This is a genomic window from Pyxidicoccus sp. M6, assembly GCF_055568925.1.
Window position 1 is genome coordinate 8,737,501 of the sequence record NZ_CM145714.1, and the last position, 26,411, is coordinate 8,763,911.

Genomic DNA, 26,411 nt, shown 5'->3' on the forward strand with positions numbered 1-26,411 from the left:
GTGGGGGACTGACGCTTCACCAGCAGCTCCACCGAGCCACGGGCCAGCCGGTCCTTCACCTGCTTCGTCACCGTTGGCTCCAGCGCCGACAGCTCACGGGGCAGGCGCGCCTTCACCTCGCAGAACTTGTGGTTGAGCGAGCGCAGCTCGACGGAGACCTCTTCGTCCCCCACACGCGCGCGGCCCGCTCCGAACCCGGTCATGCTCTTCAGCATTGGGCGGTTGCTAGGGGCTTTCGGCTCCCAGGTCAAGCCGCGCGCTTGCACGCCATCCGTTTCTGTGTAGGGTCCGCCGCCGAGATGTCCTGGCACAAGCGGCTCGAGTTGTGGGCGAAGCTGGCGCTGGCGCTCGTGGCGTCCGCCCTGTTCTGGCGCCCCGGCCGCCGTCGCCGCCCCGGAAGTTCCCTGCCCGTCCCCCGGAAGGTGCTGCTCGTGCGGCCCGACAACCGCGTGGGCGAGGCGCTCCTCACCACCCCGTTGATGCGCACCCTCAAGGCGCACGTGCACCCCGCGCCGGAGGTACACGTGCTCGTCCACGCGAAGGTGGCGCGCGTGCTGGCCGGACATCCGGACGCGGACCAGGTCATCGCGTTCGACCGGCGGCGCATCTGGATGGGGCCACTGGCGCCCGGCATCCGTGCGCTACGCCGCGCGCGCTACGACGTGGTGGTGGACTGCGCCAACTGGGAGTCCCCGTCGGTGACGAGCGCGCTCGTGTCTCGCATGGCGGGCCCCCGCGCGGTGGTCATCGGCCCGGGCGTGTGGCCGGTGTCCCTCCTGCACTCGCTGTCGGTGCCCGCGCGGCAGGACACCCGCAACGAGGCCGTGCAGCGCACGCACCTGCTCACTCCGCTGACTGGCGGTGCCGTGACGCGGGGCCTGTCCTTCCGCGAGCCGGCCGTGGGGCCCTCCATCCGCGCGTACCTGGAGGCGAACGCCGGTTCTGCCTCCGCGGTCATCAACCCGGGTGGGCGACTGGGGCCCCGGCGCATTCCGCCACAGGCCTTCGCCGCCGCGGCGCGGACACTGCTGGAGCTGGGCCGCGTTCCCATCGTCACGTGGGGCCCTGGGGAGGAGGAGCTTGCCCGCTCCGTGGTGGAGGCGGCTCCCGGTGCCCGGCTCGCTCCCGCGACGAACCTGGATGAGCTCGCCGCGCTCATGCGCGCCGCGGGGCTCACCGTGTGCAACAACACCGGGCCCATGCACCTGTCGGTGGCCGTGGGCGCGCCCACGCTGGCCTTCTTCCTCCGCATGGACATGGAGCGCTGGGGCCATGCCCATGCACCGCACCGGATGGTGGACCTCACCGCGCTCGTGGATGAGACGGGCGGTCAAGGGCTGGAGGCTCGTGCCTCGGACGAGGCGCGGGCGTTCGCTTCGGCGCTGCGCGATTCGTCGACGCGGTAGGTCCTACTCGGGCCTGGTCTCGGGCGGCGTCTTCGACATCCGCTCGGGCACCATCCTCGGGATTCCGTCCTCCACCGGCCAGGCGCAGTGGCAGCGGGGGCAGTGGACCTCGATGCGTGCCCCGGCTTCGTGCAGCGTCAGCGGGCCCTTGCACCGTGGACAACCGAGGACGGATGTCAGCACCGCGTCCAGGGGCGGCACGGGCTACTTCGTCCCCTCACGGCCGAGGCGCCTCGCGAGCTCCGTGGTGCTGTGGTCCTTCGGGTCTCCGGACACCGCCGTGCGGCCTCCGTATGCGCGGACCTCGTCGCCCTCGGGGATGCTGTCGGGTGTGTAGTCGGTGCCCTTCACGTGCACGTCCGGCTTCAGGGCGCGGATGATGTTCCGCACATTGGGCTCGTCGAAGACGATGACCCGGTCCGTGCAGGCGAGCGCGGCCACCAGCTCGGCCCGCTCGGCTTCGGGGATGTAGGGGCGGCCCGGGCCCTTGTAGGCTCGCGTGGACGCGTCCGAGTTCACCGCCACCACGAGTACGTCCGCGAGCGCCCGGGCTCCCTCCAGGTAACGCACGTGGCCCACGTGCAGCAGGTCGAAGACGCCGTTGGCCAGCGCCACCGTGCGGCCCTCGGCCCTCCAGCGCTCGCGCTCCTCCGCCACCTTCGCGAGCGGCTGCAGCTTGTCCAGGGTGCTCATCTCACGCTCCGCAGCTCTTCGAGCAGCTCGTCTCTCGACACCGTCGCCGTGCCCGGTTTCTGCACCACCAGCGCTCCGGCCACGTTCGCCAGCCGTGCCGCCTCGCCGAAGGTGGCTCCCGCGGCCAGGGCCAGCGCGAAGGTCGCAATCACCGTGTCTCCCGCGCCCGTCACGTCCACCGCCGCCTTCGCGCCGTGCACGGGGATGTGGTCCACCCCGCCCTCCGCGTCGAAGAGCGTCATTCCATGCCGGCCTCGCGTCACCAGCAGCGCCCGGCAATCGAGTCTCCGCAGGGCCGCGCGTCCTGCTTCCAGCAGGTCCTCCTCCGTGCGCACGGGGCGCCCGGAGAGTGCCTCGAGCTCCGGCTCGTTGGGCTTGCACACCGTCAGCCCCGCGAAGGAGGCCAAGGCATAGCGGCTGTCCACGCACACCGGCAGGCCGTCCGCCGCGAGGCTCCGGAGGACTTGGCGCACCTCGTCTCCCAGCACGCCCGCGCCGTAGTCGGACACCACCACCGCGTCCGCGTCTCGCGCCGCTTCCTGCACCTGCTTCGCCAGTGCCTTGCGCATGCGCGGCGGCAGCGCGCTTCGCTGGCCCCGGTCCAATCGCAGCATCTGCTGACGCGTGGTGCTCACCCCGCCGGCGAGGATGCGCGTCTTCGTCTCCGTTTCGATGCCGCGCCCGCCCACCGCGTGGAGGCGGATACCGGCCTCGTCGAAGAGACGGCGGAGCGCGTTGCCCATCTCGTCCGCTCCGAGCGCGCCCACCGCCGTCACCTGCCCGGAGAGCGCGCGGACGTTGGCCGCCACGTTGGCGCCGCCTCCGAGCTTCACCTCCGCGGACTCGTAGCGGACGATGAGCACGGGAGCTTCACGGCTCACGCGGTCTGTCTGACCGTAGATGTAGTGGTCGGCAACCAGGTCCCCGACCAGCAGCACCCGGCGGCGCGCGAAGGCGAGCGGCAGGCGAGAGGGCGAAGGCAACGAGCGAGCGGGCGAGACTGCGGCCATGGCGGCGGTTTGTCCCACAGCCCTCCGCGCCTCACAAGTCGCGCGGTGCGTCCGCCAGCCCGAGCGCCCGGCGCAGGTGGGACTCGCCTTCCAGCACCTCCACTCCGAGCCGGACCACCCATGCCTCGAAGCCAGGTGGCAGACGCACCGCGTCCTTCTCCGTCGTCACCACGCGTGCGCCCTGTCGGGCGGCTCGGGCCTGGACGTCGCGGAGCTCATCCACCGTGAAGCGGTGATGGTCCGGGAAGAGCGCTGCGTCCCGCACCTCCGTACCGAGGGAGTGCAGGGTCCTCAGGAAGCCTCCCGGCCGGGCAAGCCCCGCGAGCGCGAGCACGGGCTGCCCTGCCAGTGCATCGGTGGGGTGGAGCCTTCCCGAGGGGTCGAGCCAGGCCGTGGGCAGGTAGCGCGTGCGGACTCGCGGTGTGCTCGGAGGCAGGTCCGCGCTGGTCGTTGCCTCGGAGAATGCGGCGCGAACCCAGAGCAGCGTGGCTCGGCGCAGGGAGGAGCGCGGCTCCCGCAGTGGGCCGCGGGGAAGCATGTGGCCGTTGCCCAGCCCCACCGCCTCGTCCACCACGACGAGGTCCTCGTCTCTCGCGAGCCTCCGGTGTTGGAACCCGTCGTCGAGCAGCACCGTGTCGAGGCCGAATTCGTCTCTGGCTCGATACGCTCCGGCGACCCGGTCCGCTCCCACGAAGAGACGTGCCTGAGGACAGCGGCGTGCGAGCAGAAGTGGCTCATCGCCCGCGTCATCGACCGACGGCAGCGGCTCCGTGCCGATGAAGGTCAGGGGCTCTCGCGAGCCCCGGCCGTAGCCTCTCGTGAGGATGCCGACCTTACGCCCTGCTCGGACCAGCAGCTCCGAGAGATGGAGCACCGCCGGTGTCTTGCCCGTACCTCCCACGTTGAGGTTGCCCACGGAGATGACTCGAAGGCCTTCCACTCGCTCGGCTCGCAACAGGCCTGAGTCGTAGAGGGCTCGTCTCAGGTGTATCGCCGCCGCGTAGGTCCAGGACACCGCGGTGAGGGGGGAAAGAAGGGCGCGGCGTCCCCAGGGTTCGGGGGCCGGCGGGTAGAAGACGCGCTCGATGGCCGTGGGTGCTTCGGTCGGCGCGGTGCTCACCGGGCGTGCCTCGCTCGTTCGTAGAGCGCCAGCACGTCACTTGCGATTCGCGCGTTCGTCGGGTGCGCAATCGGGGCTCGTTCTCCAGAGAGCGCGGCGGAGACGACTGCCTCTGGCGTCGGTGTGCGGACTCGTGCATCCGCGAGGTCTGGCAATGCACCCTCCTCCACCGCCACCACTCGCACTCCGCAGGCTCGGGCCTGGGCCGCGGCCCTCGCGCTCCAGTCGTTGCCCAGGCCCAGCAACCACACCTCGTCCAGCGCCTGGAGCCAGCGCACGAAGGCGTCACCCTGCTGATAGCCCGTGAAGGTGACGGCGTCCTCCAGGCCGAGCTCCGTCACCTGCCGTCGCGTCTGCTCCAGCAACGCTCCGTCTCCCACGAGCACGAGACGCGCATCCGGACGCTGCTTCCGGTACAGGGCGAATGCATTCACTCCCAACTCGTGCCGCCTCGATGGTTGGAAGGTGGAGACCATGCCCAGTACCGGCTGGCCTGCGCTTCCCAGCTCGCGGCGCAGGGCGTGTCTGTCATTCGCCGGGTGGAATCTCGAATCCACCAGTGCGGGCAGAATCTCAGCAGTCCTTCCGCTCTCCCTCAACCTTGGGAGTAATGCGCTCGCCGGAACCGTGTAGGCGTCTGCCTTCGGCAGCGAGGCTCGTAGAGAGCGGGGCGCGTGGAGGGAACGGACCAGCACGGCGCCTCGGGGGCGGCCCCACCTCGCTAGCAGGTGGTCGTGACTGAAGTGCGAGTGCACCACGTCCACCTCCCGCTTCCGCAGTTGGCGCAGGTCGCTCCACATCTTCCACGGGGGCGACTTCACCGACAGCTCCAAGCCTCCCTCGTCCAGCAGCCCGAGCTCGCGGAAGCGCGGCACCGCGGGCTCCTCCGCCGGCACGTCCTTGCGCCTGCGGTCCACCGCCACCGTCACCTCGTGCCCGGCGTCACGCTGTGCCTGAGCCAGCAGCGCCACGTTCTCCGCGGGGCCGCTGAAGAAGGGGCTCGCGAGCAGGTGGAGGATTCGCATCCGCTCAGCGCCCCACCAACGCGTGGTAGAGGTCTCCCAGTGCCCGCGCCTCGTGCTCCACTCCACACCGGCGCCTTGCTTCCTCGGCCGCGTTGCGCCCCACCTCTCGCGCTCGCTCCGGCTCGCGCATCAGCATGGACAGCAATTCGCGCAGGGCCTTCACGTCTCCGGGCTCGAAGAAGAAGCCCGTGCGGCCGTGCTCGATGAGCGTGTCCAGGTACGGCAGCTTCGAGGCCACCACGCAGCAGCCGGAGGCCATCGCCTCCACGTGCACCAGCGAGTAGCCCTCCGCGTAGGACGGATGCACCAGGATGCTCAGTCCCCGGTACCAGGGCTCGATGACCGACTGCTCTCCGGCCAGGGACACCCGGTCCTCGATTCCGGCGCGCAGCCCGTTCACCCAGTCCAGGTCCGCTCCCTTCGCCAGGCCCACCAGCACCGCCTGCCAGTCGGGCTGCTCTGGCAACAGCGGACGCACGGCCTCCAGGAAGTCGCCCTGCCCCTTCTCCTTGCGGATGCGGCCGATGACTCCGATTCCGTAGCGCCCGCCCTGACCGAGCCGGCGCCAGGCCTCGTCCCGGTCCTCGGGCGGGTGGAAGCGCGTCAGGTCGATGCCGTGGGAAATCACCGTCGAGGGCAGCGCGATGACCTCGGCTACCTGCTTCGTCAGCGAGACGAGCGCGTCCGCGCCCCTCGCGATGAAGCGCGTGAAGCCGCTCGGCGCCATGGAGGTGTGCCTCGTGAAGACGAGCCGCACCTTGCGCCCCAGCAGCTTCAGCACCATTCCCGCGAGCAGTTCGTTGTTCCGGTGCGCGTGCCACACCACCGGCTCCGTGCGCGCACGGCGAAGCAATTCGGGCCAGGTGATTCTCGGCAGGCCGTCGCTCAGGCCGGAGCCAATGACCCGTGTCTCCGAGTCCCTCGTGAGCGCGGGCACCACGGACTCCACGTGGCGCGTCACCCCCGTGTACCGCTTGTGGAAGTGCGGATGGACGATGAGCGTCATCGCGGGTCCGGCCTCCCGTGGGGAAAGAGCGTCATCATCGCCTCGGCGTTCCTCTCGCTCGCTCCGGAGATTCTTCGCACCGTTGCCTGCGCCTGCTCGCCCAGGCTCGCGAGCTTCTCGGGCGCGGCGAGCCACTCGGCGAGCGTCGCGTGCAGCGCTTCTCCGTCCCGCACCTGCACCCCGCCCTGGCCCGTCAGCAGCTCCACGCTGTCCCGGAAGTTGTCCATGTGCGGCCCGTACAGCACCGGCTTCCCCTGCCCCGCGGGCTCCAGGATGTTCTGCCCGCCCCGCTGGGTGAATGAGCCTCCCACGAACACCACCGTCGCCAGCCGGTACGCCCTCGACAGCTCACCAATCGTGTCCAACACCACCACCTGACCGCGCTCGGGGTTGCCCTTCGAGCGCAGGCCCACCGTCAGCCCCTTCTCCTGCGCGAGCGCCACGATGCGCGCCGCACGGTCCACGTACCTCGGTGCAATCACCAGGCGCAGGTCCGGCCACCTCTCCAGCAGCCTGCGGTAGACGCCGAGCAGCACCTCCTCCTCGCCTTCGTGCGTGCTTCCGGCAATCCAGACGCGGGCTCCCGATTCGAGGCCCAGGGCGCTCCGCAGCGTCTCGTCCTCTCGCGCGGGGCCTCCCGCCAGCGAGTCGAACTTCGTGTTGCCCGTCACCTTCACCCACTCGGAACGCGCTCCGAGGCTCTTCGCTCGCTCGGCCTCTTCGTCCGTCCGCATCAGCAGCAGGTCCAGGTCGTGCAACGGATTGCCGATGAGCTTGAACAGGCGGCGGTACTTCTCGAGGTTCTTCGGGGAGAAACGCCCGTTCGTCATCACCACCCGCGCGCCTCCTCGCTTCGCCGCTCGGATGAGGTTGGGCCAGATCTCCGTGTACTCGAGCACCAGCACGTCGGGACGGATGGCCTTCACCGCCCGGCGCGTCGCGCCCCAGAGGTCGTAGGGCACGTACACCACCCCGTCGATGTCCTTCGCCAGCCGGCCCTTCGCCATCGCGTAGCCGCTGTCCGTCATCGTCGAGAGGATGAGCTGGCAGCCCGGGAAGCGCGCTCGCAGCGGGCCGAACATCGGGGACAGGGCGAGCAGGTCTCCGGCGCTCGCGCCGTGCAGCCACAGCACCGGGCCGTCACCTCGCGCGGGCAGGCTGCTCGGACCGTAGAAGCCCAACCGCTCCTTCAGCCCATGGCGCGTCTTCCGGTACACGAGGAGCACCGGGAACAGGAGCGCGAAGAGCGCATAGCTGGCGAGGATGTACAGGAGGCGCATGGGCGGCTCCCGCGCCCTCTATCAGATGCCCGGCCCTCGCGGCACCACGCGGACGGGGCTGGGAACAATCCACGGGCGCCACTCCCTCCCGAAGAAGCGCCCCGGGGCCCGGGCCCACACCTCCACCTGCACCACTCCCGGCCCCGTCAGCTCCACGGACCTTCCGTCCGGACGGAGCTTTCCGTCTCCCCACACCTGGACCCGCACCGTGCCATCCTCAGGGTTGCCGGGCATGCGCACCTCCAGCACGTCTCCTACCTTCGCTTCGCGGGACTCTGGGGTTGTGCCCTGCTGCACTTCGCCCGCCCTCGCCTCACCGTGCCCCGGGGCCGAGACGTTCAGTGCGAAACCCTCGGGCTCGCCCAGGGCACGAAAGGCACAGATGGCTCGCCCACTTCCGAGTGCCTTGGTGACTCGCGCCGAGGCCTCGGTGGCGTCCTTCGGCAGCGAGGATGGGACGAGCTCCGATGGCAGATACATCGCCATGGACTCGAAGACCGCCTGGTACGAGGGCAGCCCGTGCGCGTCGTGAGCGCAGAACGCGATTCGCGGATGCTCACGTGAGAGCTCCATGAAGCGCGCTGTCGGCCCGGGCTCCGGATTGGCGAGGAGCATCACCCCATGCCCCGGGTTGCCCAGGTACGCGCCCACCGCGGGCAGCAGACGGCTCACTGGACTGCTCACGGCCTGACGGAAGAAGGTGTCCGCCGAGTACAGCTCGAAGCCCGGGGCCTCTTTCGCACTGGCGTCATCCGTCCACGGGTTGCGCTTCTGCACCGGGTGCGCGAGCACGGCCGTGCCTCCCGCCGCCACCACCGCCTTCACCGCGTCTCCGGGCGGCATCCACTGGCGCACGCCTTCCAGCGGCCGCTCCATGCCGAACGCGGCCAGGTGCCCCGAGGAGGTGGAGATCTCCACTCCGGGCACCAGCAGCACCCCGTCCACCCAGGCCGGCGCGGGCGGCTTGAAGTCGTTGTGGTCGGTGAGGATGACGAAGTCGAGGCCGGCCTCCTTCGCGGCGCGGGCCACCTCCTGTGGGCTGCCCCTACCGTCCGAGCGTGTCGTGTGCACGTGGTACGCACCGCGCACCCACCTGGGAGTGCCTTCCTTCGGCGGAACCACCGGGTAGCTCGCGAGCGAGGCCGGCAGCGCGAAGAAGCCCGCGATGCCAATGAGCAGGAGCAGAAGGCCCAGCACGGCCCGAAGCCCCTTTGCCAGCACTGTGCGGACGCGGCTCATGACCATGCTCTCCTGCTACCGACTCCGGGTCAGGCCGCGCCCTTCTCCATGGGGCCCTGCGTCTGCATCTGCCACAGCGATGCGTAACGCCCGCCCTTCTGGAGCAGCTCCGCGTGCGTGCCGCGCTCAACCACCCGGCCCGCCTCCATCACGTGCAGCACGTCCGCGTTCACCACCGTGGACAGCCGGTGCGCAATCACCAGCGCCGTGCGCCCCGGCAACACCGCCGCCAGCGCGGCCTGCACCTCGCGCTCGCTCTCCGGGTCCAGGCTGCTCGTCGCCTCGTCCAGCACCAGGACCGGAGCCTTCGCCAGCACCGCGCGGGCAATGCAGAGCCGCTGCCGCTGGCCTCCGCTCAGCGTCACCCCGCGCTCACCGATGCGCGTGTCGTAGCCCTCCGGGAGCGCTCGGATGAAGCCATCCGCGTGCGCCACCTTCGCCGCCGCCTCCACTTCTTCCTTCGTGGCGTCCGGCTTCGCGTAGCGCAGGTTGTCCAGCACCGTGCCCTGGAAGAGCAGCGGCTCCTGCGTCACCAGCGCGAACTGCTCCCGCACGCTCGCCGCCGTGTAGCGGTCCGCGTCCACTCCATCCAGCAGCAGCTTGCCCTGCTGCGGCCGCTCGAAGCGCAGCAGCATCGACGTCACCGTGCTCTTGCCGCCGCCGCTGCCTCCCACCAGCGCCGTCACCTGCCCCGCCTTCAGCTCCAACGTCAGGCCGTCCAGCGCCTGGCGCTCGCCGTAGGAGAAGCGCACGCCCTCCAGCACGATGCTCCGCGACAGCTTCGGCGCAGGCACCGCATCCGGTGCGTCCTCCACCGGGTGCTTCAGGTCCAGCAGCGCGAAGAGGCGCTCTCCCGCCGCGCCCGCCTGCACCGCGAACTGCGTCACCCGGCCCAGCTCCTTCACCGGCTGGTACACCAGGATGACCGACGTCAGCAGCGACAGCAGCGCCTCGGGCGGCATCAGCTTCGCGCCCGCCGCGTACGCCAGCGCTCCCGCCAGCGCCGCCGCCGCCAGCACCTCCATCAATCCCGGCACCGCGCCTCGCGCCCAGGCCGCGCTCACCACCGCCTTCTCGTGCGCCTCCGCGTGCGCCGAGAAGCGGGCCAATTCCGCCTCCTGGCCATTGAAGGCCTGGATGGTCCGCAGCCCGCCCAGCCCTTCGTGGAGCTGCCCCGCGAGATTGCCGAGCTGCGTCTGTCCCTCGCGCGTGCGCTTCAGCACCTTGCGCATCAGCCGCGACGCCGGCAGCGCCGCCAGCGGCACCACGAACAACATCACCGAGCCCAGCACCGGGCTCATCGACAGCGCCACGCCCGTCAGGATGACGGCCTGCAGGCTGTCGCGGATGTACGCGCCCACCGTATACATGGCCGCCGCTTCCACGGCGTTCACGTCCGAGGAGAAGCGGCTGAGCAAATCCCCCGTGCGCAGCTTCGCGAGCTGCGACGGTGACAGCGACGTGAGCTTCAGGAACAGCTCGCGGCGCAGGTCCTTCACCACGCGCTGGGCGAAGAGGCCCATGAAGTAGAACTGGCCCAGGTACCCCACGCCCTTCGCCGCGCCCACCACCAGCATCAGCACCGGGAAGCCCCACAGCGCGGCCTCGCGCGGCAGGTCCGCCAGCCACGGCACGCGCTGCGCGCTCGCGAAGCCCTCCTGCCCTCCGGACAGCAGGAAGCGCAGCGCCGGCCCCGTCAGGTACGCGTACGCGCCCATGGCCGCCGCCACCGCCGCCGAGCCCACGAAGGCCAGAATGAGCACACCGACGTGCGGGCGCGCATAGCGCAGCAACCGCAGCAGCACAGGCAACATCGCTAACGGCCCACCTTGCGCAGCGCCGCCTTCGCGAGCTGCGAATAGGGGTTGTACTCCAGCACCTTGAGCAGCTTCTTGCGCGCCAGCGGCGCGTCACCCAGGTCCGTGTCGATGATGGCCGCGATGATGTGCAGCCGCTCCACGTACGGCCCCAACGACAGCGCCTTCTTCAGCACCTTCTGCGCCTTCTGCGCGCGCACCAGCAGGGCCCCCGGCGCCGCGATGTACGTGGCCCAGGCCAGCCAGGCGTAGTACTCGGGCTCGTTGGGGTTGGCCTCCACGGCCTCCTCGAAGGCGAGCATCGCCGTGGTGAAGTCGCGACGCTTGAGCGCGGCCTCGCCCCGCCGCAGCGCAATCTCCGCCTCCACCGCCACCGCCGTGTTGCGCCCCACGTCCAGCCGGCTGAAGAGGTACTGGAGGTACGCCTTGCGCTTCTCCTCCACGCTCAGCACCCGGTACGCGGCCGACAGCTTCTCCTGCACCGACTCCAGCAAGTCCCTCAGGTCCGAAATGTCGAACTCGGCATGCGTGTCCGGATGGAAGCGCATCGCCGTCTCGTGGTACGCGCGCTCCACCGCTTCCGTGTCCGCGGCGATGTCCAGCCCCAGGCTGCCGAAGTAGCTGCGGGTGATGATGCGCACCGCCTCTTCACGCAGGGACGCCGCCGTCTCCGCGGGCAGGGCCTTGCGCTTGCGCGGCGCAATCCGGTCCGGCAGCACCGCGTTGGACAGCACGTCCGTCCCCGTGGCCACCGGCGTCGGGGAGAACGTCACCCCGCCCGTCAGCTTGAGGAACCAGAGCAGCGACACCGCCGTGCCCAGTTCGCCGCGCCCGTGCGCGAGCAAATCCCTGAGCACGATGCGGCCGTTGACCTGCATCGCAATCTTCAGGTCATCGGTGTCCAGCGCCATGGCCTGCAGGTCGCGCCCGAACTCGGACGAGCGCACCGGGTACTCGCCCAGGTTGGCCCGCAGCGACGCCGCCATCACCTTCAGCGGGAAGCACCGCCGCGCGCCCGCCAACACCGGGGCCAGGGGCGGCACCTCCACCGCGGCCACCTCGGCGGCGAACTCGTCCCCCGCGTAGAAGGCGTAGCGCCCCTCGCGCATGCCCAGCACACGCTCCAGTCTGTCCCGGGTGTAATCGCGCAGCAGTTGCAACAGTTCTTCACCTGCTGCTTCCACGCCCTCGACCGCCAGCGCGGCGCCGATGCGCAGCCCGGAGGCCAGCGACTCCGTCACGCGCTCCGCCTGCTGCGGGGTGAGCACCTTGCGGTCCACCAGGAAGCGCGGCAGCGAGTCCACCTTCGACGAGGAGTCGTAGCTCACCGCCGCGCCGCGCAGGAAGAACACCCGCCGGCTCAAGTCCCGGTGCGCCACCACCAGCACACCGTCCCGGCGCAGCCGGTAGAGCGAGTGCAACAACCCCGGCAGCGGGTAGCCCTTCAAGTCCCCCGAGTTGACGGCGGGCTTGGACAGGGTGGCCGCCAGGCCGCTCAGCGGCACGGCCTGGGCCGCCTTCACCAGCGACTCCAGCTTGGGCACCAGCTCGCCCGGCTTGAGCGGGTCCGCGATGTACGCGTTGACCTTCAGGTCCAACACCGACGCCACGCCGCGCGCCCGTCCGAGGTGCCCCTTGTCGATGGCGACAATCGGCACCCTCGCGCCCTGGCTGTGGGCACGGATGAGGTGCACCACGTGCGCGCCCTCCACACGGGGCAGGTCCACCGACAGCACCACCACCGCCGGGTTGTCCGCCGCGAAGTGCTCCATCGCCGTCACCGGGTCATTCACCGCGCGCACGGTGTACCCGGCCTGGGAGAGCAGGCCTTTCAGGTGCTCGAGCGTGGGGGGATGGCTCTCGGCGAGCAGAAGCGTCTTCAAGGGTGCCTCACTCTACACCTTCACCCGCTCGCGCATCAGGTACGATGCGCGGCCCCTCATGACGCCCCCGCCCCGCATCCTCGTCGTGGCCGGCGAGGCCTCCGGCGACACCCACGCCGCCGAGCTCGTCGCTGCCCTCCAGGCCCGCCGCCCGGACCTCACCTTCTTCGGCATGGGCGGCTCCCGCCTGGCCGCACGGGGGGTGGAGCTGCTCTATGACGCCCGCGAGGTGTCCGTCATGGGCATCACCGAGGTGCTCCCCCGCATCCCCCGCATCCTCCAAATCCTGAAGGGGCTGGCCCAGGCCGCCGCTGAGCGCCGCCCGGACGTCGCCATCCTCGTGGACATCCCCGACTTCAACCTGCGACTGGCGGAGAAGCTCAAGGCGCTGGGCGTCCCGGTGGCCTACTACGTCTCGCCGATGATCTGGGCCTGGCGCCGGGGCCGGGTGCGCACCATCAAGCGCCTGGTGGACCGGATGCTCTGCATCCTCCCCTTCGAGGAGGCCTTCTACCAGGAGGCCGGAGTGAGCGCCCGCTACGTAGGTAGCCCCGTCGTGGAGCAGGTGCCCGCGCCCGACACCGCCGCCGCCTTCCGCGAGCGGCTGGGACTCCAGAAGGACGCCCCCACCCTCGCGCTGCTGCCCGGCAGCCGGATGAGCGAAATCCGGCGTCTGCTTCCCAACATGGTGGACGCGGCGAAGCGGCTCGCCGCCGAGCGCCCCGGGCTGCAGGTGGTGGTGCCCGTGGCGCCCACCATCCCCCGCGAGGAGGTGACGTCCCGCTTCGAGGGCAGCGGACTGTCCCCCGTGCTGGTGGACGGACGCGCCCCCGAGGTGGTGGGGGCGAGCGACGCGGCGGTGGTGGCGTCGGGGACGGCGGTGCTGGAAGCCGGACTGATGCAGCGTCCACTGGTGGTCGTCTACCGCGTGTCGCTCATCACGTACTGGGTGGGCCGGCTGATGCTGAAGGTGGCCTTCGTCTCGCTGGTGAACCTGCTGGCAGGCCGGAAGGTGGTGCCGGAGCTGCTCCAGGGGGAGATGACGCCCGAGCGCATCGCCGAGGAGGTCCGCCGGGTGTGGACGCCGGGCGCCCCCCGCGACGAGATGTTGCGGGGGTTGGCGGAAATGCGCGGCCGGCTGGGCGAGGCCGGGGCCGCCACCCGCGCTGCAGAAGCTGTATTGGAGCTGCTGCCCCCGCGCTCCGTTTAGGGTATGTCCGGCCGGGTCATGAACCCTGCCCTGGTCTGCATCCCCACCTACAACGAGCGGGAAAACATCGAGGCCATCGTCCAGGCGGTGCTGAAGGCCGACCCTCGCGTGGACATCCTCGTCGTCGACGACAACTCGCCCGACGGCACGGGGCAGCTCGCCGATGCGCTCGCCGCCAAGGACTCGCGCGTGCGGGTGCTGCACCGCGAGAAGAAGGAGGGCCTGGGCCGCGCGTACCTCGCCGCCTTCCGCTGGGCGCTGGCCGAGGGCTACACGTACATCCTGGAGATGGACGCGGACTTCAGCCACGACCCGCGCTACCTCTCCGGCTTCCTCGACGCGGCCCAGGCGGGCGCGGACCTGGTGCTCGGCTCGCGGTACGTCACGGGCGGCGGCACGGTGAACTGGGGCGTGGGCCGGCAGCTCATCAGCCGCGGCGGCAGCCTCTACGCGCGCTCGATTCTGGGCGTGGGCATCCGCGACCTCACCGGCGGCTTCAAGTGCTTCCACCGCCGCGTGCTGGAGTCCATCGACCTGGATGCGGTGAAGAGCACCGGGTACGCGTTCCAGATTGAGCTCACGTACCGCACCCTCAAGAAGGGCTTCACCGTGCGAGAGATTCCCATCGTCTTCGAGGACCGCCGCGTGGGTCACTCGAAGATGAGCAAGAAGATCTTCGCCGAGGCCCTCACCATGGTGTGGAAGCTGCGGCTGAAGGTGTAGCCCCGGAGGCGTGTCATGTCGGGGTACCTGTCGCTGTTCCTGGTGTCGCTGTCGGCGGTCTTCTTCGTGGTGGACCCCGTGGGCGTGGTGCCGCTGTTCCTGGCGATGACGGCCGGGGACTCGCAGGAGAAGGTGCGCCGCACGGCGATGCGGGCCTGTCTCGTGGCGTGCGGGATGATGCTGTTCTTCGCCCTGTTCGGCGGCGTCATCTTCAAGGTGTTCGGCGTGTCGCTGGGCGCCTTCCGCGTGGCCGGCGGAATCCTGCTGCTCATCACCGCGCTGGACATGCTCCGCGCCCGTCCGTCCGAGACGCGCACCACTCCCACCGAGGAGCAGGAGGGCGTGGTGAAGGAGGACGTGGCCATCGTCCCGCTGGCCATTCCGCTGCTGTCCGGACCGGGCGCCATCGCCACCGCGATGGTGTTGATGGCCAAGGGGGACTCGCTGGCGTCCGCGATTCCTGTGCTGGCCGCCATCGTGCTGACGTTCGTCGCGTCCTACTTCATCCTCCGCGCGTCCGGGATGATTCAGCGCGTGCTGCGCCAGTCCGGCGTGGCGATTGTCGAGCGCGTGATGGGGCTCATCCTCGCCGCGATTGCCGTCCAGTTCATCGCGGACGGCGGAAAGGAATTGCTCAGATAGGGCCGGGAGAGGCCACCCAGGCCGGGCCGTCGCGCTTCACGAGGCCCTGGGGCCTGCCCTCCATGGAGAGCTCCTGCGGCCCCGCGCGGTGCGCGTCGTACGCGTAGCCGTCCTGCACCTCCTGCAGGTACACGACGACGGCGTCGAGCACGTTGTCCTGCACCACCTTGAAGGTGGTGTTGCCGCACAGCGGTTCGTCGCCCACGAAGAAGCGCTCCAGCATGGACTGCTCCGGACGGCGCACGTAGACCACCACCGGCGTGGGCTCCTCGCGGCCCTCCGAGGCCACCTCGTTGAGGAGCTGCGAAGGCGCGGGCTCCTTCAGCACCGACTGGACGAGCTGGCACTTCTCCGCTTCGGACTCATGCGTCACCACGACGCGAGCCGCGTGGTGCGCGCAGCCCGCGCTTCCCAGCAGTCCCAGTCCCAGCGCGGCCCAGGCCATCCGGTGGAATCGGCTCATCCGTCTTCTCCTCAAGTCGTTCACCGTCACAGCTTCCGCCACCGAGGGGGATACGGCACCTGCTGGAGCACCGGATCCTCCACGGCGATGATGTACTCGGCGCGGCGGTTGGCCGCCTCCGCCGTCTCGTCCGGCGTCACCACCGCCAGCGACTGCTCTCCGAAGCCCTCGTAGAAGACCGACACCCGGAGGCCCTTCTTCCGGAAGTACGCCGCCAGGCTGCGCGCCCGCTTGAGCGACAGCTCACGGTTGTCCGCCGTGGAGCCCACCGTGTCCGTGTGGCCCAGCACGTACAGCCGCAGCGCCGCGAAGCGCCCGTACTTCGCCAGCGCCTCGGCGATGAGCGCGTGGCTCTTGTCCAACTTGCCGCGCTCCCCCGCCGGCACGTCCGCGCTACCCGAGGCGAAGCTCACCTCCTCGTGCGGGATGTCCACCTGCCACGGGAACAGGTCCAGGCCCGTGTAGAACTCCGACGTGTCGAAGGCCTTGAGCGAGAGCTTCATCACCCGGCCCTCCTCCTTCGGCCAGGTCAGCTCCAACGGCGTGCCCGCCGGCTCGCCCTTGAAGGGGACTTCTCCCTCGAAGGCCTTCTTCCCGGTGTCCATCAACACCGTCAGCTCCACCCGCGCGGCTGGACGGTTGAGCGTGAAGCGCAGCTTGCGCCCCGCGACGTCCACGTCCTCCTTGCGGACCTCCAGCTTCAGCGAGCCGTACAGCTCCGTGTCGAAGGACAGCGGCATGCTGCCGGACTCCGCATCCGGGAACCGCACCACCAGTTCTCCCTGGTAGTGGAAGCGCCCTTCCGGCTGCTCCAGCTCGATGCGGCGGGTGACTCCCGGCTTGCCGCCGCCCTTGAGGTTCACCTCCTGGCCGTCGCTGCGCTTGAGCTTCACCTCGAAGCCGGCGATGGGCTCCTCGATGTGGACGAGCAGCGTGGGTAGCTTCTCCCCCAGCGCGGCTTTGCCCTCCAGCTCGACGCGGATGGCGTCCGCCAGCGCGGGCAGCGGTAGGGACAGGGCCACACTGAGTAACAGCAAGCGGGGATTCATCACGCGGCGTCGACCTCCGGCGTCACGAGCAAGCGGGCACACAGGGGCCCGGGTGGGTGGATTCCTCCGTGGCAGGCTAGGACGAGGCTCTTCCCAGCGAAACGCTCCCGGCACGGGACGTTTGAGCCGCGACGGTATTCATCCATGCGGGAGCCACGAGGAGAAGCAGCCAGGGAGGCAGGCCCTGCCCGGCCCGTCAACTCCAGGACCCGGCTGGCGCGCTGACGCTCACGGCACGCCGACAATCGTGATGCCCGCGGACTCGGCCCCGGCGAAGAGGGCCGGCGCGTCCAGCAACACCGTGCGCCCCACCTCGAGCGCCAGCACCTTCGCGCCCACTTCCCTCATCACGTCCAGCGTGCGCGGGCCCACCGCCGGCAAGTCGAAGCGGAGGTCCTGCTGCGGCTTGCAGCGCTTCACCACCACCGCGCCGCCCTTGCCGTTCAGCTTGCCGCCGCGGCGGATGGTCTCGTCCGTGCCCTCCACCGCCTCCAGCGCGAGCACGTGGCCGTTGTGCACCACCACCGTCTGGCCCACGTCCGCCTGGCCCAGCAGCACCGCGACTTCGCGCCCCAGCGCCACGTCCTTCTCCTGCGCCGGGTGGAGCTTCGGCCCCGCGAGGTGCCCTTCCGGGCACAGCACCTCGCCGAGGAAGTCCGTGGGGGCGATGATGGTGACGCCGCGCGACTCGAAGTCCGCGGCCACCGCGCGCAAGAGCGCATCGTCCCGGAAGGTGCGCAGCCTGGAGATGATGCGCACCGCGCCCAGATCCGGCCGGGCCTCCTTCAGCGCCCGCACGCGGCCGATGCCACCCGCCATGGCCGCCTGCTTCACGCCGGCGTCACGGAAGGCCTTCTGGATGCGGTCCACCTGCCCCACCCGCACCCAGGTGAGCAGCGCCACTTCCGAGGCCAGCGCCGGGTCCGTCTCTCCCCGGTGCGCCACGGCCACCACCTCCAGGCCCCGCGCACGCGCCGCGCGCGCGAAGAGGAAGGGCAGCTGGCCGTTGCCCGCGATGAGGCCGATGCGCTCCACCGCCGACGCTCCTTCCATGCGCGGGCCCAATGACACGAGGCCCGTCGAGGGGGTTCTCTCAGGGGCAGCCACCGCCGAGGCCAGGAATCCGAGCCTCGGCGAGACTGCCGCCTGAACGGAAGCAAATGAAAGGGCCTAGCGCGTGAGGCCGCGCTTGCTCTGCATGACGAAGTCGATGAGGTGGTCCACCTCGGGGTGGCCCCCCAGCTCCGTGCGCAGCCGCGCCAGCGCTTCCTGCAGGCCCAGCTTGGAGCGGAACATGATGCGGTGCGCTTCCTTGATGCGCTCCATCTGCTCCTTGCGGAAGCCGCTGCGCTCCAGGCCCACGGTGTTGAGGCCCACCAGCTCCGCGCGGTCTCCCTGCGCCGTGGCGTAGGGCGGAATGTCCATGGTCACCATGGCGCCGCCGGAGATGAAGGCGTGCTTGCCCAGCCGGGTGAACTGATGCACCGCCGCCAGGCCGCTGATGATGACGTGGTCCTCCATCGTCACGTGGCCGGCCAGCGCGGAGCCGTTGCCGATGCGGCAGCCGTTGCCGACGACGCAGTCATGCGCCACGTGGCAGTTGGCCATGAGGAGGTTGCCATTGCCGATGCGCGTGGCGCCGCCGCCGCCCGCCGTGCCCTTGTGGAGGGAGACGAACTCGCGGACGCTGTTGTCGTCACCGAGGATGAGCTCCGTGTCCTCACCAGCGTACTTGAGGTCCTGCGGGTCCGCGCCCACGGACGAGAATTGGAAGAACCGGTTGCGCGCACCAATCGTGGTGCGCCCTTCGATGACGACGTGCGGGCCCACCCGTGAGCCCGCGCCAATCGTCACCTGAGGACCGATGACCGAATAGGGACCGACCTCGACCGTCTCGTGCAGGCGGGCACCGGGATGGACCACCGCGGTGGGATGAACCTGAGCCATGTCTTTCCTCTACGCTGAGCCCGCGGTCAGGGAGCCGCGGTCTCCTCCGCCTTGGCGTTCTTTTCCACAACGGTCGCGAGGAACTCGCCCTCGGCGACCCGCACTCCATCGACCGACGCCGTGCCCTTCGTCTTCCACACGGAACCCTTGTGGCGCACCACCTCGATGGCGAGGTGCAGGCGGTCGCCTGGCAGCACGGGCTTGCGGAACCGCGCCCCGTCCACGCCCATCAGGTAGGTAAGCATGCGCTTGGGGTCCATGCCCTCGCTCTTGTAGGCGAGGATGGCCATGGCCTGCGCCAGCGCCTCCAGGATGAGCACGCCCGGCATTACCGGCTGCCCCGGGAAGTGGCCGTTGAAAAAGGGCTCGTTGACGGTGACGTTCTTGTACGCCGTCAGCTTCTGCCCGGGCACGATTTCCACCACCCGGTCCACGAGGAGGAACGGGTAGCGGTGAGGCAGCAGGTTCTGGATGTCTTGGATGTCCATCACTCCCCCTTCTCCTTCTCGAGCGTCTCCACCCTGCGCCGCAGGGCACGCACTTCCTTGAGCAGGTCCGCCACCTGCCCCGCCGCCGCGCTGGCACGGAGCCAGTCCCGGTGGGGCACCGCCGGGCTGCCGCTCACCACCTGTCCATCTTCCACGTCGTGCGCCACGCCGGACTGGGCGCCGACCTTGGCCAGGTCGCCCACGCGGATGTGACCCACCACGCCCACCTGTCCGGCCAGCACCACGCCGGTGCCAATCTCCGCCGAGCCGGAAACGCCGGCCTGCGCGCAGATGAGCGACAGCGGGCCCACCTTCACGTTGTGGGCAATCTGAACCAGGTTGTCCAGCTTCGTGCCGCGGCCCACCACCGTCTCACCCACCGTCGCGCGGTCGATGCAGGTGCAGGCCCCGACTTCGACGTCGTCCTCGATGCGGACGATGCCCACCTGGGGAATCTTGAAGTGCTCCGGCCCCTCCGCCCCTTCCGGGTTGAAGGCGAAGCCGAAGCCGTCCGCGCCCACCACACTGGAGGCGTGGAGGATGACGCGGGAGCCGATGAGGCAGCGCTCGCGCACCGTGACGTTGGGGTACAGCAGGCAGTCGTCACCCACGCGGGCGTGCTCGCCCACGTAGGCGCCAGGGTACAGCACCGTGCGCGCGCCCACGGAGGCGCCGCGGTCCACCGAGGCGCCGGGCAGCAGCGTGGCCTCCGGGTGGACGGTGGCCTCCGGGTGTACCCACGCGCCCGGCCGCACGCCCGGGGACGGACGCGAGGGCGGGTGGAACAGGGCCAGCAGCTTCGCGTAGGCCAGGTGCGGGTTGGGCACGCGCACCAGCGACATGCCGTCGCGAGGCGGCGCATCCGTGCCCGCGCCCACCAGCACGGCGGAGGCGCGGGTGGCCTCGAACTGCCGCCGGTAGCGGAGGTTGCCGTAGAAAGACACGTCTCCCGGGCCCGCTTCCTCGAGCCCGTTGAGTCCGTGGATGAGCTGCTGGGGGTCGCCGAGGAGCTCACCGCCGACGTGGGCGGCGAGCTCCCCGAGCCTTCGGGGGGTCGAGGGGGTCTGCACGGTGAGTCGGCTACTTCTTCGGAGCGTCCTTCGTGGGCGCGTCCTTGGCCGCGGGCGCCGCCGGCTTCTTCTGGGCGTTGTACGCGCGGATGACCTCGTTGGAGATGTCGTACTGCGAGCGGGCGAAGACGATGCCCGAGTCGCGCTTCTCCAGGACGAAGCCCAGGTCGTCACGCTCGGCGATGCCGGCGATGACCTGGTCGATTTTTCCGACGATGGGCTCCATCTCCTGGCGCTCCTTGGTGGCGGCCTCGGCGCGGCTCTTCTCCCACTTCTGGGCGAGAATCATCACCTTGCGCTGGAGCTCCGCGTCCTTCTGCGCCTTGGTGTCGGGGCTCATGACGCTGGCCTGCTTGTCCAGCGTCTCCTTCTCCTTGCGGAGCGCATCCTGCTCCTTGTCGATTTCCTTCTGGCGCTCATCCAGCCACTTCTGGAGGCGGGCCTTGGCGGCCTTGCCGTCATCCACCTCCAGCAGGACGCGCTGCAGGTCCACGTAGGCGACCTTCAGGTCCGCCGCCGAGGCGGCCACCGGCAGGGCGAGCGAAAAGACGGCGGCCACGGCCGCGATGGTGGTGCGAAGCGACATGTTCAACAGCTCCTCGGGAAGGTTACAGGCTCCGACGTCGGGGCCCCGGGCTTGTTCAAATACCCCCCGCCTGGGGTGGAGCCGGGAGAAAGCGAAGCCAGGGCTTATCAGAAGAAGTTGCCGATAGTGAACTCGAAGAGGATGCGGTCATCCTCCGGCCGCCTGGTGAGCGGAATGCCCCACTCGAAGCGCAGGGGGCCGATGGGCGAGAACCAGCGGAAGCCGAAGCCGGCGGAGTGGAAGAGGCCGAGCGGCAGCTTGTCCTGCTTGTCCTGGAAGAAGCGCTCGTTGGACGCGAAGGCGTTACCGGCGTCGTAGAAGAGCACGCCGCGCAGGCCGGCCTTCTCGAAGATGGGGAACTCCAGCTCGAAGTTGAAGACGAGCTGCTTGTTGCCGCCGACGTCGAAGTCCGTGACGGTGGCGTCCGGGTTGCCGGAGCGGGGCACCTTCACCGAGGGGCTGATGCTGCGCAGGTAGTAGCCGCGGACGCTGTTGATGCCGCCCACGTAGTAGAGCTCGGAGATGGGGAGCGGCTTGTCCTTGTCGAGCTGCTGGATGAAGCCAATGGTGGCGTTCGTCTTGAAGACGAAGCCGAACGGCATGGGGAAGTACAGGCGCGAGTAGGCCGTGTACCGGTTGAAGAGGAAGGTGCCGCCGAGGAAGCTGGGGGCCGTCTCCACCGAGCCGTAGTGGATGAAGCCACGCGACGGGAAGAGGCGGTTGTCGCGCCGGTCGAACGAGAGCGACAGGCGCAGCGCGCTGGTGGTGCCGGAGAGGAACTGGTTGGCCAGCAGCACCGCGCCCAGGTTCTGCCCCGCCTCCACCGTCACCCACTCGCGCGAGTAGCCGATGGTGCCCAGCAGGTCGTCGATGAACTGGTAGCCGATGGAGACGCTGCCACCGGTGGAGTTGCGGATGAAGCCCTCGTAGTCCGCCTGGACGCGGAAGAACTCCGCGGACAGCAGGTAGTTCGTGTCCAGGAAGTACGGGTCATAGAAGGACAGCTGCACCAGGGAGCGCAGGCCCGAAATCTGCGCGGACGCGGAGACGCTCTGGCCCCAGCCCAGGAAGTTGTTCTGGGAGATCTGCGCCGTGAAGATGAAGTTCTCCACGTTGGAGAAGCCGAGGCCGACCTGGAAGGTACCGGTGGCCTTCTCCTTCACCTCCACCTGGAGGATGATGGTGTCGTCCTGGCTGCCGGGCTTCTGGGTGATTTCCACCGTCTCGAAGAAGCCCAGGGCGGTGGCGCGCTCGCGGCTGCGGCGCACGCCGGTGCCGGAGTAGAGCTCGCCCTCGTACACGCGCAGCTCGCGGCGGATGACCTTGTCGCGCGTCTTGCTGTTGCCGACGACGTCGATGCGCTCAATCGTGACCTGGGGGCCCTTCTGCACGTCGAAGGTCAGGTCCACCGTCTTGGTGTCGGCGTTGACGTTGGTGACGGGGTTGATGTTCGCGTAGGCGTAGCCGCGGTCGTAGTAGACGTCCGAGACGGAGACGATGTCCTGCGACAGCTGCGTGCGGTTGAAGCGCGTGCCGGTGCGCGAGCGCATCAGCGACGCCATCGTCTCCTTGGAGACGTCGGGGAGCAGGTCACCGGCGAAGTCGATCTTCCCGATGTCGTAGGACTCGCCCTCGGTGATGCGGATGGTGATGTAGATGAACCGCTTGTCCGCGGAGAGCTGGACGGTGGGCTTGTCCACCCGGACGTTGATGAAGCCGCGGTCGAAGTAGGCGTACTGGATGACCTGGAGGTCGCGGTCGAACGCCTCCTGGCGGTAGGTGCCCTCGCCGGTGAAGAAGGAGAAGAAGCCCCCCTCGCGGGTGATCATCGTCTCCTTGAGCACGTCCGGGGAGACCTTCTCCGCGCCGATGAAGGTGATCTGCTTCACCATCACCTTGGCGCGCTCGTTGATGACGAAGACGACGTCCACGGTGCCCGGGCTCTCCGGCACGGGCTTGAGCTGGTGGGTGACCTCGGCGAGGAAGTAGCCCTTCTCCACGTACTTCGCCTGGATCTTCGTGACGGTGGAGCGCACCGTCTCCATCTCCAGGATGGTGTTGGACTTGGTGTCGATTTCCTCCTTCAGGTCATCCTTGCTGAGCTCCTCGTTGCCCTGGAGCTGCACGAGGCGGATGACGGGCCGCTCGTCGACGCGGACCACGTAGGCCACGCCCTTGGGGAGGTGCTGGACGAGCAGCTCCACGTTCTGGAAGTAGCCCAGGGCCCAGACGGCGCGGAGGTCCTGCGCGGTGTTGGCGGGCAGGAGCGGCTGGCCCACCTTGGTGCGCAGGGCGCGGCGGATGGCCTCGGCCTCCACGCGCTTGTTGCCCTCGACGCGAATCTCCACCACCCGGTTCTCGTCGTCCGCACCGACGGTGGGGACGTCCTCGGGCAGCGGGGCCCCGGGGGCGGGCGCGGCTTCCGGAGCCGTGCCGGCATCAGCGGGCTCCTGGGTGACGGCGGAGGGAGAGGTCACCGCCGGAACAGGCGCGGGGGCGGGCACACCTCCATCCACCTGGGCCCGGGCAGGGCCGGACACGAGGGAGGACAGGGCGACCGCCAGCAGCGGGAGCAGTGACTTGCGCGACAGAACGGGGAGCCTCAAGGGGAGACCGGCCAGGAAAAGGCGGGGCAATGTACGGGATGGGGCGCGCGGCCCTCAATCCAAAAGCAACGGGACATCACGCCTCCGACACCTCCCCCCCGGCCAGCCTCAGCCGGCGGGGCATGGAGCGAGCGAGCGCCTCGTTGTGGGTGACCACCACGGCGGTGATGCCCAGGTCCCGGTTGACGTCCCGGAGGAGCTGGTGGATGCCCTCGCCGGTGGCGGGGTCCAGGTTGCCGGTCGGCTCGTCGGCGAGCAGGACGGCGGGCTTGAGCACCAGGGCGCGGGCCAGCGCCACGCGCTGGGCCTCGCCACCGGACAATTCCCCCGGACGGTGGTCCACTCGCTGGCCCAGCCCCACCCGCTCCAGCAGCTCGCGGGCGTAGGTATAGGCCCCGGAGCGGTCCTGGCGCTGGATGAGGGCCGGCATGGCCACGTTCTCCAGCGCGGTGAACTCGGGCAGCAGGTAGTGGCTCTGGAAGACGAAGCCGATGGTGCGGTTGCGGAACTCGGCGATCTCCGCATCGTTCATGGAGAACACGGAGCGGCCCTCGAAGAGGACCTCGCCGGCGGCCGGGGCGTCCAGGGTGCCCAGCACGTGGAGGAAGGTGCTCTTGCCCGCGCCAGAGGCACCGATGAGCGAGACGAGCTCGCCCTTCTGGATGTCCAGCGACACGCCGCGCAGCACATCGATGCGCTTGCCGTGCAGGAAGTAGCTCTTGAAGACGTTGCGGATGGACAACAGCGCCATGGCTACTCCGCCTTGAGGCCTTCCACCGGCTCCACGCTGCTGGCCTTGAGGGCCGGGTAGATGGAGGCGAGGTAGGTGACGAGGACCGCGATGACGACCGCGAGCGCCGTCTGGACGGGCTCGACGCGCACCGGCAGCGCGGGGATGTAATAGACCTCGGGGTCCAGCTTGATGCCGACCTTCTCGATGAAGACGCACCAGGCGAGGCCGGAGAAGAGCCCCAGGAGGCCTCCCGCGATGCCAATCTGCAGGCCCTCCGCGAGGAAGATCTTCACGATGCCGCCGTCGGAGACGCCCAGCGCCTTGAGGACGGAGATCTCCTTGCGCTTCTCCAGCACCAGCATGATGACGGTGGCGACGATGAGGCCGGCGGCCACGACGATGATGATGGACAGGATGATGCCCATCACCAGCTTCTCCAGGCGCAGCGCGGAGAAGAGGTTCTTGTTCATCTCGCCCCAGTCGCGGGCCCGGTAGGGGTAGCCGCCCAGCACCTTCACCACCTGGCCGGCGATGCGGCGCGCGTCGTCGATGTCCGCGACCTTCAATTCGATGCCGCTGGCGCCCTGGACGTCGAAGAACTTCTGCGCCTCCGAGAGCAGGATGTAGACGAACTTGGAGTCGTACTCGTACATGCCCGAGTAGAAGATGCCCGCGACGCGGAAGGCGCGGCTCTTCGGGATGGGGCCGGAGGGGCTCAGCTCGGTGCCGAGCGGGGACACGACATTCACGCGGTCCCCCACCACCACGCGCAGCGACGCGGCCAGCTCGCGGCCGACGATGATGCCCGGCAGCACCGCGGGCTTCGTGGACTTGCCGGAGCGGCGGATGATGTCGTCCTCGACGGCCGTCTCCGAGCCGCTGCCACCCGCGGGCTCCTCCTCTGGCAGGCCCCGGTTCAGAATCTTCTCGGGCGTGTAGAGGATGTCGAGCTTGCCGCCGCCGAGCAGGTAGTCCGGCAGGTCCGTCACCGTGCCCACCGTCTGCGGGTCGATGCCCTTGATGATGACGCCGTCGACGTTGCCCTCGGAGGCAATCATCACCTGGTTGATGATGAAGGGCGTCTGGCCCACCACGCCGGGCACGCGGCCGATGGACTCCATGACCTTGGGGTACTCGGGCAGCTCACCCGCGTACTTGGACACCACCGCGTGCGCGTTGGTGCCGAGAATCTTCTTCTGGAGGTCGGCCTCGAAGCCGCTCATCACCGAGAGGACGATGATGAGCGCCATGACGCCCACGCCCACGCCGCCCACGGACAGGGCCGTCATCATCATGGTGGGCGACTGCTCGCGCAGCTTCAGCCGGTTGAGGTCCGAGGCCGCGGCCAGCGGGTCCGCCATGCCGAGCGCGCGGATGCGGGTGCGCTCCACGGCGGCTTCCGCCGAGCGGATGATGAAGTAGACGAGCAGCGGCGGGATGATGCCGAACATCAGCACCGCCAGCGTGCCCAGCAGCAGCGAGGGGCGGAACACCGCCACGTGGCGGCGCGCGACGAACAGCTCGAAGCGCAGCTTCAGGTCCAGGCGGCCGCTGCCGGCGGCGATGAAGCCGGTGTTGATGCCCAGCACCAGCGCCAGCACCAGCGCGGTGAAGACGAGCCAGTACGCCAGCTCCGGGCGGCCGATGAGCCCGGCCACGTACGTCACCTCGCGCAGCCGGTAGCCGAGCGCGAGCTGCAGCGAGGGCACCCGCTCCATCAGCGTGAGGACGATGGGGATGGGCAGGCCGAGGTAGAGGACGCCGATGGTGGCCTCGGGCAGCGACAGCCGCTGCGCGCGCGAGGCGCCGATGAAGCCCGAGACGAAGGCCACCAGGCCCGCCACGGCCAGGGAGATGGCGAAGGCCCCGGTGGGCGGCAGCGCCAGGCCCCCGCCGGCATTCTGCGAGGCGCCGCCCAGCTCCGTGGACGGCACGCCGCTGGAGAGCACCGTCTGCAGGAGGATGAGCGCCACCTCCGCCAGGAGGATGCCGCCGCCGTACGCGCCCAGGGTGCTCCAGTAGAAGTCCCGGTAGCGCGCCAGGCGCGGGTACAGCGGCGCGCCCGCGGCGGGGCTGGGCCCCTCACCCGGGCCCGCGGCGCGGCGGATGCCGGTCGCGAGGAGCCCCCAGCCCGCCAGCCAGACGAGCGCGCCGCCCAGCAGCATGCCGGTGCGGAGCTCGGACGCGGACGCGCCCAGCGCCACCTGCGCCGGCACGAGGACGGCGGCGTCGAAGACCTGGAGCACCCCACCCCACCCGATGAGGGACAGCCCCAGGGCGGCGCTCACCTCCGCCCAGGCCTGGGATTCGGAGATGGCCACCCCGAGCAGGATGAAGCCCACCAGGGCCACGAGGGCCCCGGCCCAGATGAAGCTCCAGCGATGGACGGTACGCCGTTCGGCCGAGTGCACGAGG

Annotated in this window: 25 protein-coding genes (1 of these 25 running past the window's edge); 4 read left to right on the forward strand and 21 right to left on the reverse strand. The window is 69.8% G+C overall.

Annotated elements, in window-relative coordinates; all coding sequences use genetic code 11:
* On the reverse strand, positions 1 to 215 hold the 5' end (the start) of the coding sequence (locus tag ACVTJA_RS34280) for a YicC/YloC family endoribonuclease (protein ID WP_465825895.1). Its footprint begins 664 nt before the window's first position; 215 of the gene's 879 nt are visible here — the first part of the coding sequence; it begins with the start codon at positions 213 to 215; its stop codon lies beyond the left edge, outside the window.
* Between the two features lie 84 nt (positions 216 to 299).
* On the opposite strand from ACVTJA_RS34280, the gene ACVTJA_RS34285 reads away from it, so the two are divergent.
* On the forward strand, positions 300 to 1,406 hold the full coding sequence (locus ACVTJA_RS34285) for a glycosyltransferase family 9 protein (RefSeq protein WP_465825897.1): 1,107 nt from the start codon (positions 300 to 302) through the stop codon (positions 1,404 to 1,406).
* 3 nt (positions 1,407 to 1,409) lie between these two features.
* On the opposite strand, the gene ACVTJA_RS34290 is transcribed toward ACVTJA_RS34285, so the two are convergent.
* The 10 genes from ACVTJA_RS34290 to ACVTJA_RS34335 are packed head-to-tail and all read right to left on the reverse strand — an operon-like array spanning position 1,410 to position 12,479.
* Positions 1,410 to 1,607, reverse strand: coding sequence for a Trm112 family protein (locus ACVTJA_RS34290; RefSeq protein ID WP_465825899.1), 198 nt, complete (start codon positions 1,605 to 1,607; stop codon positions 1,410 to 1,412).
* Positions 1,608 to 1,610: 3 nt separating this feature from the next.
* Positions 1,611 to 2,099 carry an adenylyltransferase/cytidyltransferase family protein gene (locus tag ACVTJA_RS34295; protein WP_465825901.1) on the reverse strand — a complete coding sequence of 163 codons (489 nt, stop codon included), beginning with the start codon at positions 2,097 to 2,099 and terminating at the stop codon, positions 1,611 to 1,613.
* Positions 2,096 to 3,109: a bifunctional heptose 7-phosphate kinase/heptose 1-phosphate adenyltransferase gene (locus ACVTJA_RS34300; protein WP_465825903.1), complete on the reverse strand. Its 1,014-nt coding sequence runs from the start codon at positions 3,107 to 3,109 to the stop codon at positions 2,096 to 2,098. The genes ACVTJA_RS34295 and ACVTJA_RS34300 overlap by 4 nt, the downstream gene beginning before the upstream one ends.
* 31 nt (positions 3,110 to 3,140) lie before the next feature.
* A complete protein-coding gene (lpxK, locus tag ACVTJA_RS34305) occupies positions 3,141 to 4,229 on the reverse strand; it encodes a tetraacyldisaccharide 4'-kinase (protein ID WP_465825905.1) in 1,089 nt (362 codons plus the stop codon).
* On the reverse strand, positions 4,226 to 5,254 hold the full coding sequence (locus tag ACVTJA_RS34310; protein WP_465825906.1) for a glycosyltransferase: 1,029 nt from the start codon (positions 5,252 to 5,254) through the stop codon (positions 4,226 to 4,228). The genes lpxK and ACVTJA_RS34310 overlap by 4 nt, the downstream gene beginning before the upstream one ends.
* Before the next feature lie 4 nt (positions 5,255 to 5,258).
* Entirely contained in the window at positions 5,259 to 6,260 is a 1,002-nt protein-coding gene (locus ACVTJA_RS34315; RefSeq protein ID WP_465825907.1) for a glycosyltransferase family 4 protein, read from the reverse strand.
* A complete protein-coding gene (locus ACVTJA_RS34320; protein WP_465825909.1) occupies positions 6,257 to 7,540 on the reverse strand; it encodes a 3-deoxy-D-manno-octulosonic acid transferase in 1,284 nt (427 codons plus the stop codon). The genes ACVTJA_RS34315 and ACVTJA_RS34320 overlap by 4 nt, the downstream gene beginning before the upstream one ends.
* 21 nt (positions 7,541 to 7,561) lie before the next feature.
* Positions 7,562 to 8,785, reverse strand: a complete 1,224-nt coding sequence (locus ACVTJA_RS34325; RefSeq protein WP_465825911.1) for a PHP domain-containing protein — start codon at positions 8,783 to 8,785, stop codon at positions 7,562 to 7,564.
* Between the two features lie 23 nt (positions 8,786 to 8,808).
* Positions 8,809 to 10,593 (reverse strand): ABC transporter ATP-binding protein, encoded by a 1,785-nt coding sequence (locus ACVTJA_RS34330; protein WP_465825913.1) that lies wholly within the window; start codon positions 10,591 to 10,593, stop codon positions 8,809 to 8,811.
* Between the two features lie 2 nt (positions 10,594 to 10,595).
* The gene (locus ACVTJA_RS34335; protein ID WP_465825916.1) at positions 10,596 to 12,479 is read right to left on the reverse strand and encodes a DUF4388 domain-containing protein; all 1,884 of its coding nucleotides are present in this window, start codon (positions 12,477 to 12,479) and stop codon (positions 10,596 to 10,598) included.
* Between the two features lie 58 nt (positions 12,480 to 12,537).
* Here ACVTJA_RS34335 and lpxB point away from each other — a divergent pair, with 58 nt between their 5' ends.
* Genes lpxB through ACVTJA_RS34350 form a run of 3 tightly spaced genes read left to right on the forward strand, consistent with a single transcriptional unit; the run spans position 12,538 to position 15,054 of the window.
* The gene (gene lpxB, locus ACVTJA_RS34340) at positions 12,538 to 13,689 is read left to right on the forward strand and encodes a lipid-A-disaccharide synthase (RefSeq protein ID WP_465825918.1); all 1,152 of its coding nucleotides are present in this window, start codon (positions 12,538 to 12,540) and stop codon (positions 13,687 to 13,689) included.
* Positions 13,690 to 13,707: 18 nt separating this feature from the next.
* Positions 13,708 to 14,412 (forward strand): polyprenol monophosphomannose synthase, encoded by a 705-nt coding sequence (locus ACVTJA_RS34345; RefSeq protein WP_465825920.1) that lies wholly within the window; start codon positions 13,708 to 13,710, stop codon positions 14,410 to 14,412.
* Between the two features lie 15 nt (positions 14,413 to 14,427).
* The gene (locus tag ACVTJA_RS34350; protein WP_465825923.1) at positions 14,428 to 15,054 is read left to right on the forward strand and encodes a MarC family protein; all 627 of its coding nucleotides are present in this window, start codon (positions 14,428 to 14,430) and stop codon (positions 15,052 to 15,054) included.
* Here the strand turns inward: ACVTJA_RS34350 and ACVTJA_RS34355 are convergent.
* From ACVTJA_RS34355 to ACVTJA_RS34400, 10 genes are all read right to left on the reverse strand, one after another.
* Entirely contained in the window at positions 15,047 to 15,517 is a 471-nt protein-coding gene (locus ACVTJA_RS34355) for a hypothetical protein (protein WP_465825926.1), read from the reverse strand. The genes ACVTJA_RS34350 and ACVTJA_RS34355 overlap by 8 nt on opposite strands.
* Before the next feature lie 26 nt (positions 15,518 to 15,543).
* Positions 15,544 to 16,566 carry an OmpA family protein gene (locus ACVTJA_RS34360; RefSeq protein ID WP_465840579.1) on the reverse strand — a complete coding sequence of 341 codons (1,023 nt, stop codon included), beginning with the start codon at positions 16,564 to 16,566 and terminating at the stop codon, positions 15,544 to 15,546.
* A gap of 228 nt (positions 16,567 to 16,794) precedes the next feature.
* Positions 16,795 to 17,601, reverse strand: coding sequence for an LpxI family protein (locus ACVTJA_RS34365; RefSeq protein WP_465840581.1), 807 nt, complete (start codon positions 17,599 to 17,601; stop codon positions 16,795 to 16,797).
* Between the two features lie 135 nt (positions 17,602 to 17,736).
* Positions 17,737 to 18,513, reverse strand: a complete 777-nt coding sequence (gene lpxA, locus ACVTJA_RS34370; RefSeq protein WP_465825929.1) for an acyl-ACP--UDP-N-acetylglucosamine O-acyltransferase — start codon at positions 18,511 to 18,513, stop codon at positions 17,737 to 17,739.
* Between the two features lie 26 nt (positions 18,514 to 18,539).
* Entirely contained in the window at positions 18,540 to 19,001 is a 462-nt protein-coding gene (gene fabZ / locus ACVTJA_RS34375; protein WP_465840582.1) for a 3-hydroxyacyl-ACP dehydratase FabZ, read from the reverse strand.
* On the reverse strand, positions 19,001 to 20,071 hold the full coding sequence (gene lpxD / locus ACVTJA_RS34380; protein WP_465825931.1) for a UDP-3-O-(3-hydroxymyristoyl)glucosamine N-acyltransferase: 1,071 nt from the start codon (positions 20,069 to 20,071) through the stop codon (positions 19,001 to 19,003). The genes fabZ and lpxD overlap by 1 nt, the downstream gene beginning before the upstream one ends.
* Before the next feature lie 10 nt (positions 20,072 to 20,081).
* Complete coding sequence (locus ACVTJA_RS34385) at positions 20,082 to 20,657, reverse strand: OmpH/Skp family outer membrane protein (RefSeq protein WP_465825933.1); 576 nt, start codon at positions 20,655 to 20,657, stop codon at positions 20,082 to 20,084.
* 107 nt (positions 20,658 to 20,764) lie between these two features.
* Entirely contained in the window at positions 20,765 to 23,263 is a 2,499-nt protein-coding gene (bamA, locus tag ACVTJA_RS34390; protein WP_465825935.1) for an outer membrane protein assembly factor BamA, read from the reverse strand.
* 76 nt (positions 23,264 to 23,339) lie between these two features.
* Positions 23,340 to 24,014 carry an ABC transporter ATP-binding protein gene (locus tag ACVTJA_RS34395; protein WP_465825938.1) on the reverse strand — a complete coding sequence of 225 codons (675 nt, stop codon included), beginning with the start codon at positions 24,012 to 24,014 and terminating at the stop codon, positions 23,340 to 23,342.
* Between the two features lie 2 nt (positions 24,015 to 24,016).
* Entirely contained in the window at positions 24,017 to 26,407 is a 2,391-nt protein-coding gene (locus ACVTJA_RS34400; protein ID WP_465825940.1) for an FtsX-like permease family protein, read from the reverse strand.
* Positions 26,408 to 26,411 lie beyond the last annotated feature (4 nt).

Bases quoted from the DNA above. Each gene is read 5' to 3' on its own strand.
- ACVTJA_RS34285 (WP_465825897.1), top strand. From the start codon at position 300: ATGTCCTGGCACAAGCGGCTCGAGTTGTGGGCGAAGCTGGCGCTGGCG.
- ACVTJA_RS34295 (WP_465825901.1), bottom strand. From the start codon at position 2,099: ATGAGCACCCTGGACAAGCTGCAGCCGCTCGCGAAGGTGGCGGAGGAG.
- ACVTJA_RS34300 (WP_465825903.1), bottom strand. From the start codon at position 3,109: ATGGCCGCAGTCTCGCCCGCTCGCTCGTTGCCTTCGCCCTCTCGCCTG.
- ACVTJA_RS34310 (WP_465825906.1), bottom strand. From the start codon at position 5,254: ATGCGAATCCTCCACCTGCTCGCGAGCCCCTTCTTCAGCGGCCCCGCG.
- ACVTJA_RS34315 (WP_465825907.1), bottom strand. From the start codon at position 6,260: ATGACGCTCATCGTCCATCCGCACTTCCACAAGCGGTACACGGGGGTG.
- ACVTJA_RS34320 (WP_465825909.1), bottom strand. From the start codon at position 7,540: ATGCGCCTCCTGTACATCCTCGCCAGCTATGCGCTCTTCGCGCTCCTG.
- ACVTJA_RS34325 (WP_465825911.1), bottom strand. From the start codon at position 8,785: ATGGTCATGAGCCGCGTCCGCACAGTGCTGGCAAAGGGGCTTCGGGCC.
- ACVTJA_RS34330 (WP_465825913.1), bottom strand. From the start codon at position 10,593: ATGTTGCCTGTGCTGCTGCGGTTGCTGCGCTATGCGCGCCCGCACGTC.
- lpxB (WP_465825918.1), top strand. From the start codon at position 12,538: ATGACGCCCCCGCCCCGCATCCTCGTCGTGGCCGGCGAGGCCTCCGGC.
- ACVTJA_RS34345 (WP_465825920.1), top strand. From the start codon at position 13,708: ATGAACCCTGCCCTGGTCTGCATCCCCACCTACAACGAGCGGGAAAAC.
- ACVTJA_RS34350 (WP_465825923.1), top strand. From the start codon at position 14,428: ATGTCGGGGTACCTGTCGCTGTTCCTGGTGTCGCTGTCGGCGGTCTTC.
- ACVTJA_RS34355 (WP_465825926.1), bottom strand. From the start codon at position 15,517: ATGAGCCGATTCCACCGGATGGCCTGGGCCGCGCTGGGACTGGGACTG.
- ACVTJA_RS34360 (WP_465840579.1), bottom strand. From the start codon at position 16,566: ATGAATCCCCGCTTGCTGTTACTCAGTGTGGCCCTGTCCCTACCGCTG.
- lpxA (WP_465825929.1), bottom strand. From the start codon at position 18,513: ATGGCTCAGGTTCATCCCACCGCGGTGGTCCATCCCGGTGCCCGCCTG.
- fabZ (WP_465840582.1), bottom strand. From the start codon at position 19,001: ATGGACATCCAAGACATCCAGAACCTGCTGCCTCACCGCTACCCGTTC.
- ACVTJA_RS34385 (WP_465825933.1), bottom strand. From the start codon at position 20,657: ATGTCGCTTCGCACCACCATCGCGGCCGTGGCCGCCGTCTTTTCGCTC.
- ACVTJA_RS34395 (WP_465825938.1), bottom strand. From the start codon at position 24,014: ATGGCGCTGTTGTCCATCCGCAACGTCTTCAAGAGCTACTTCCTGCAC.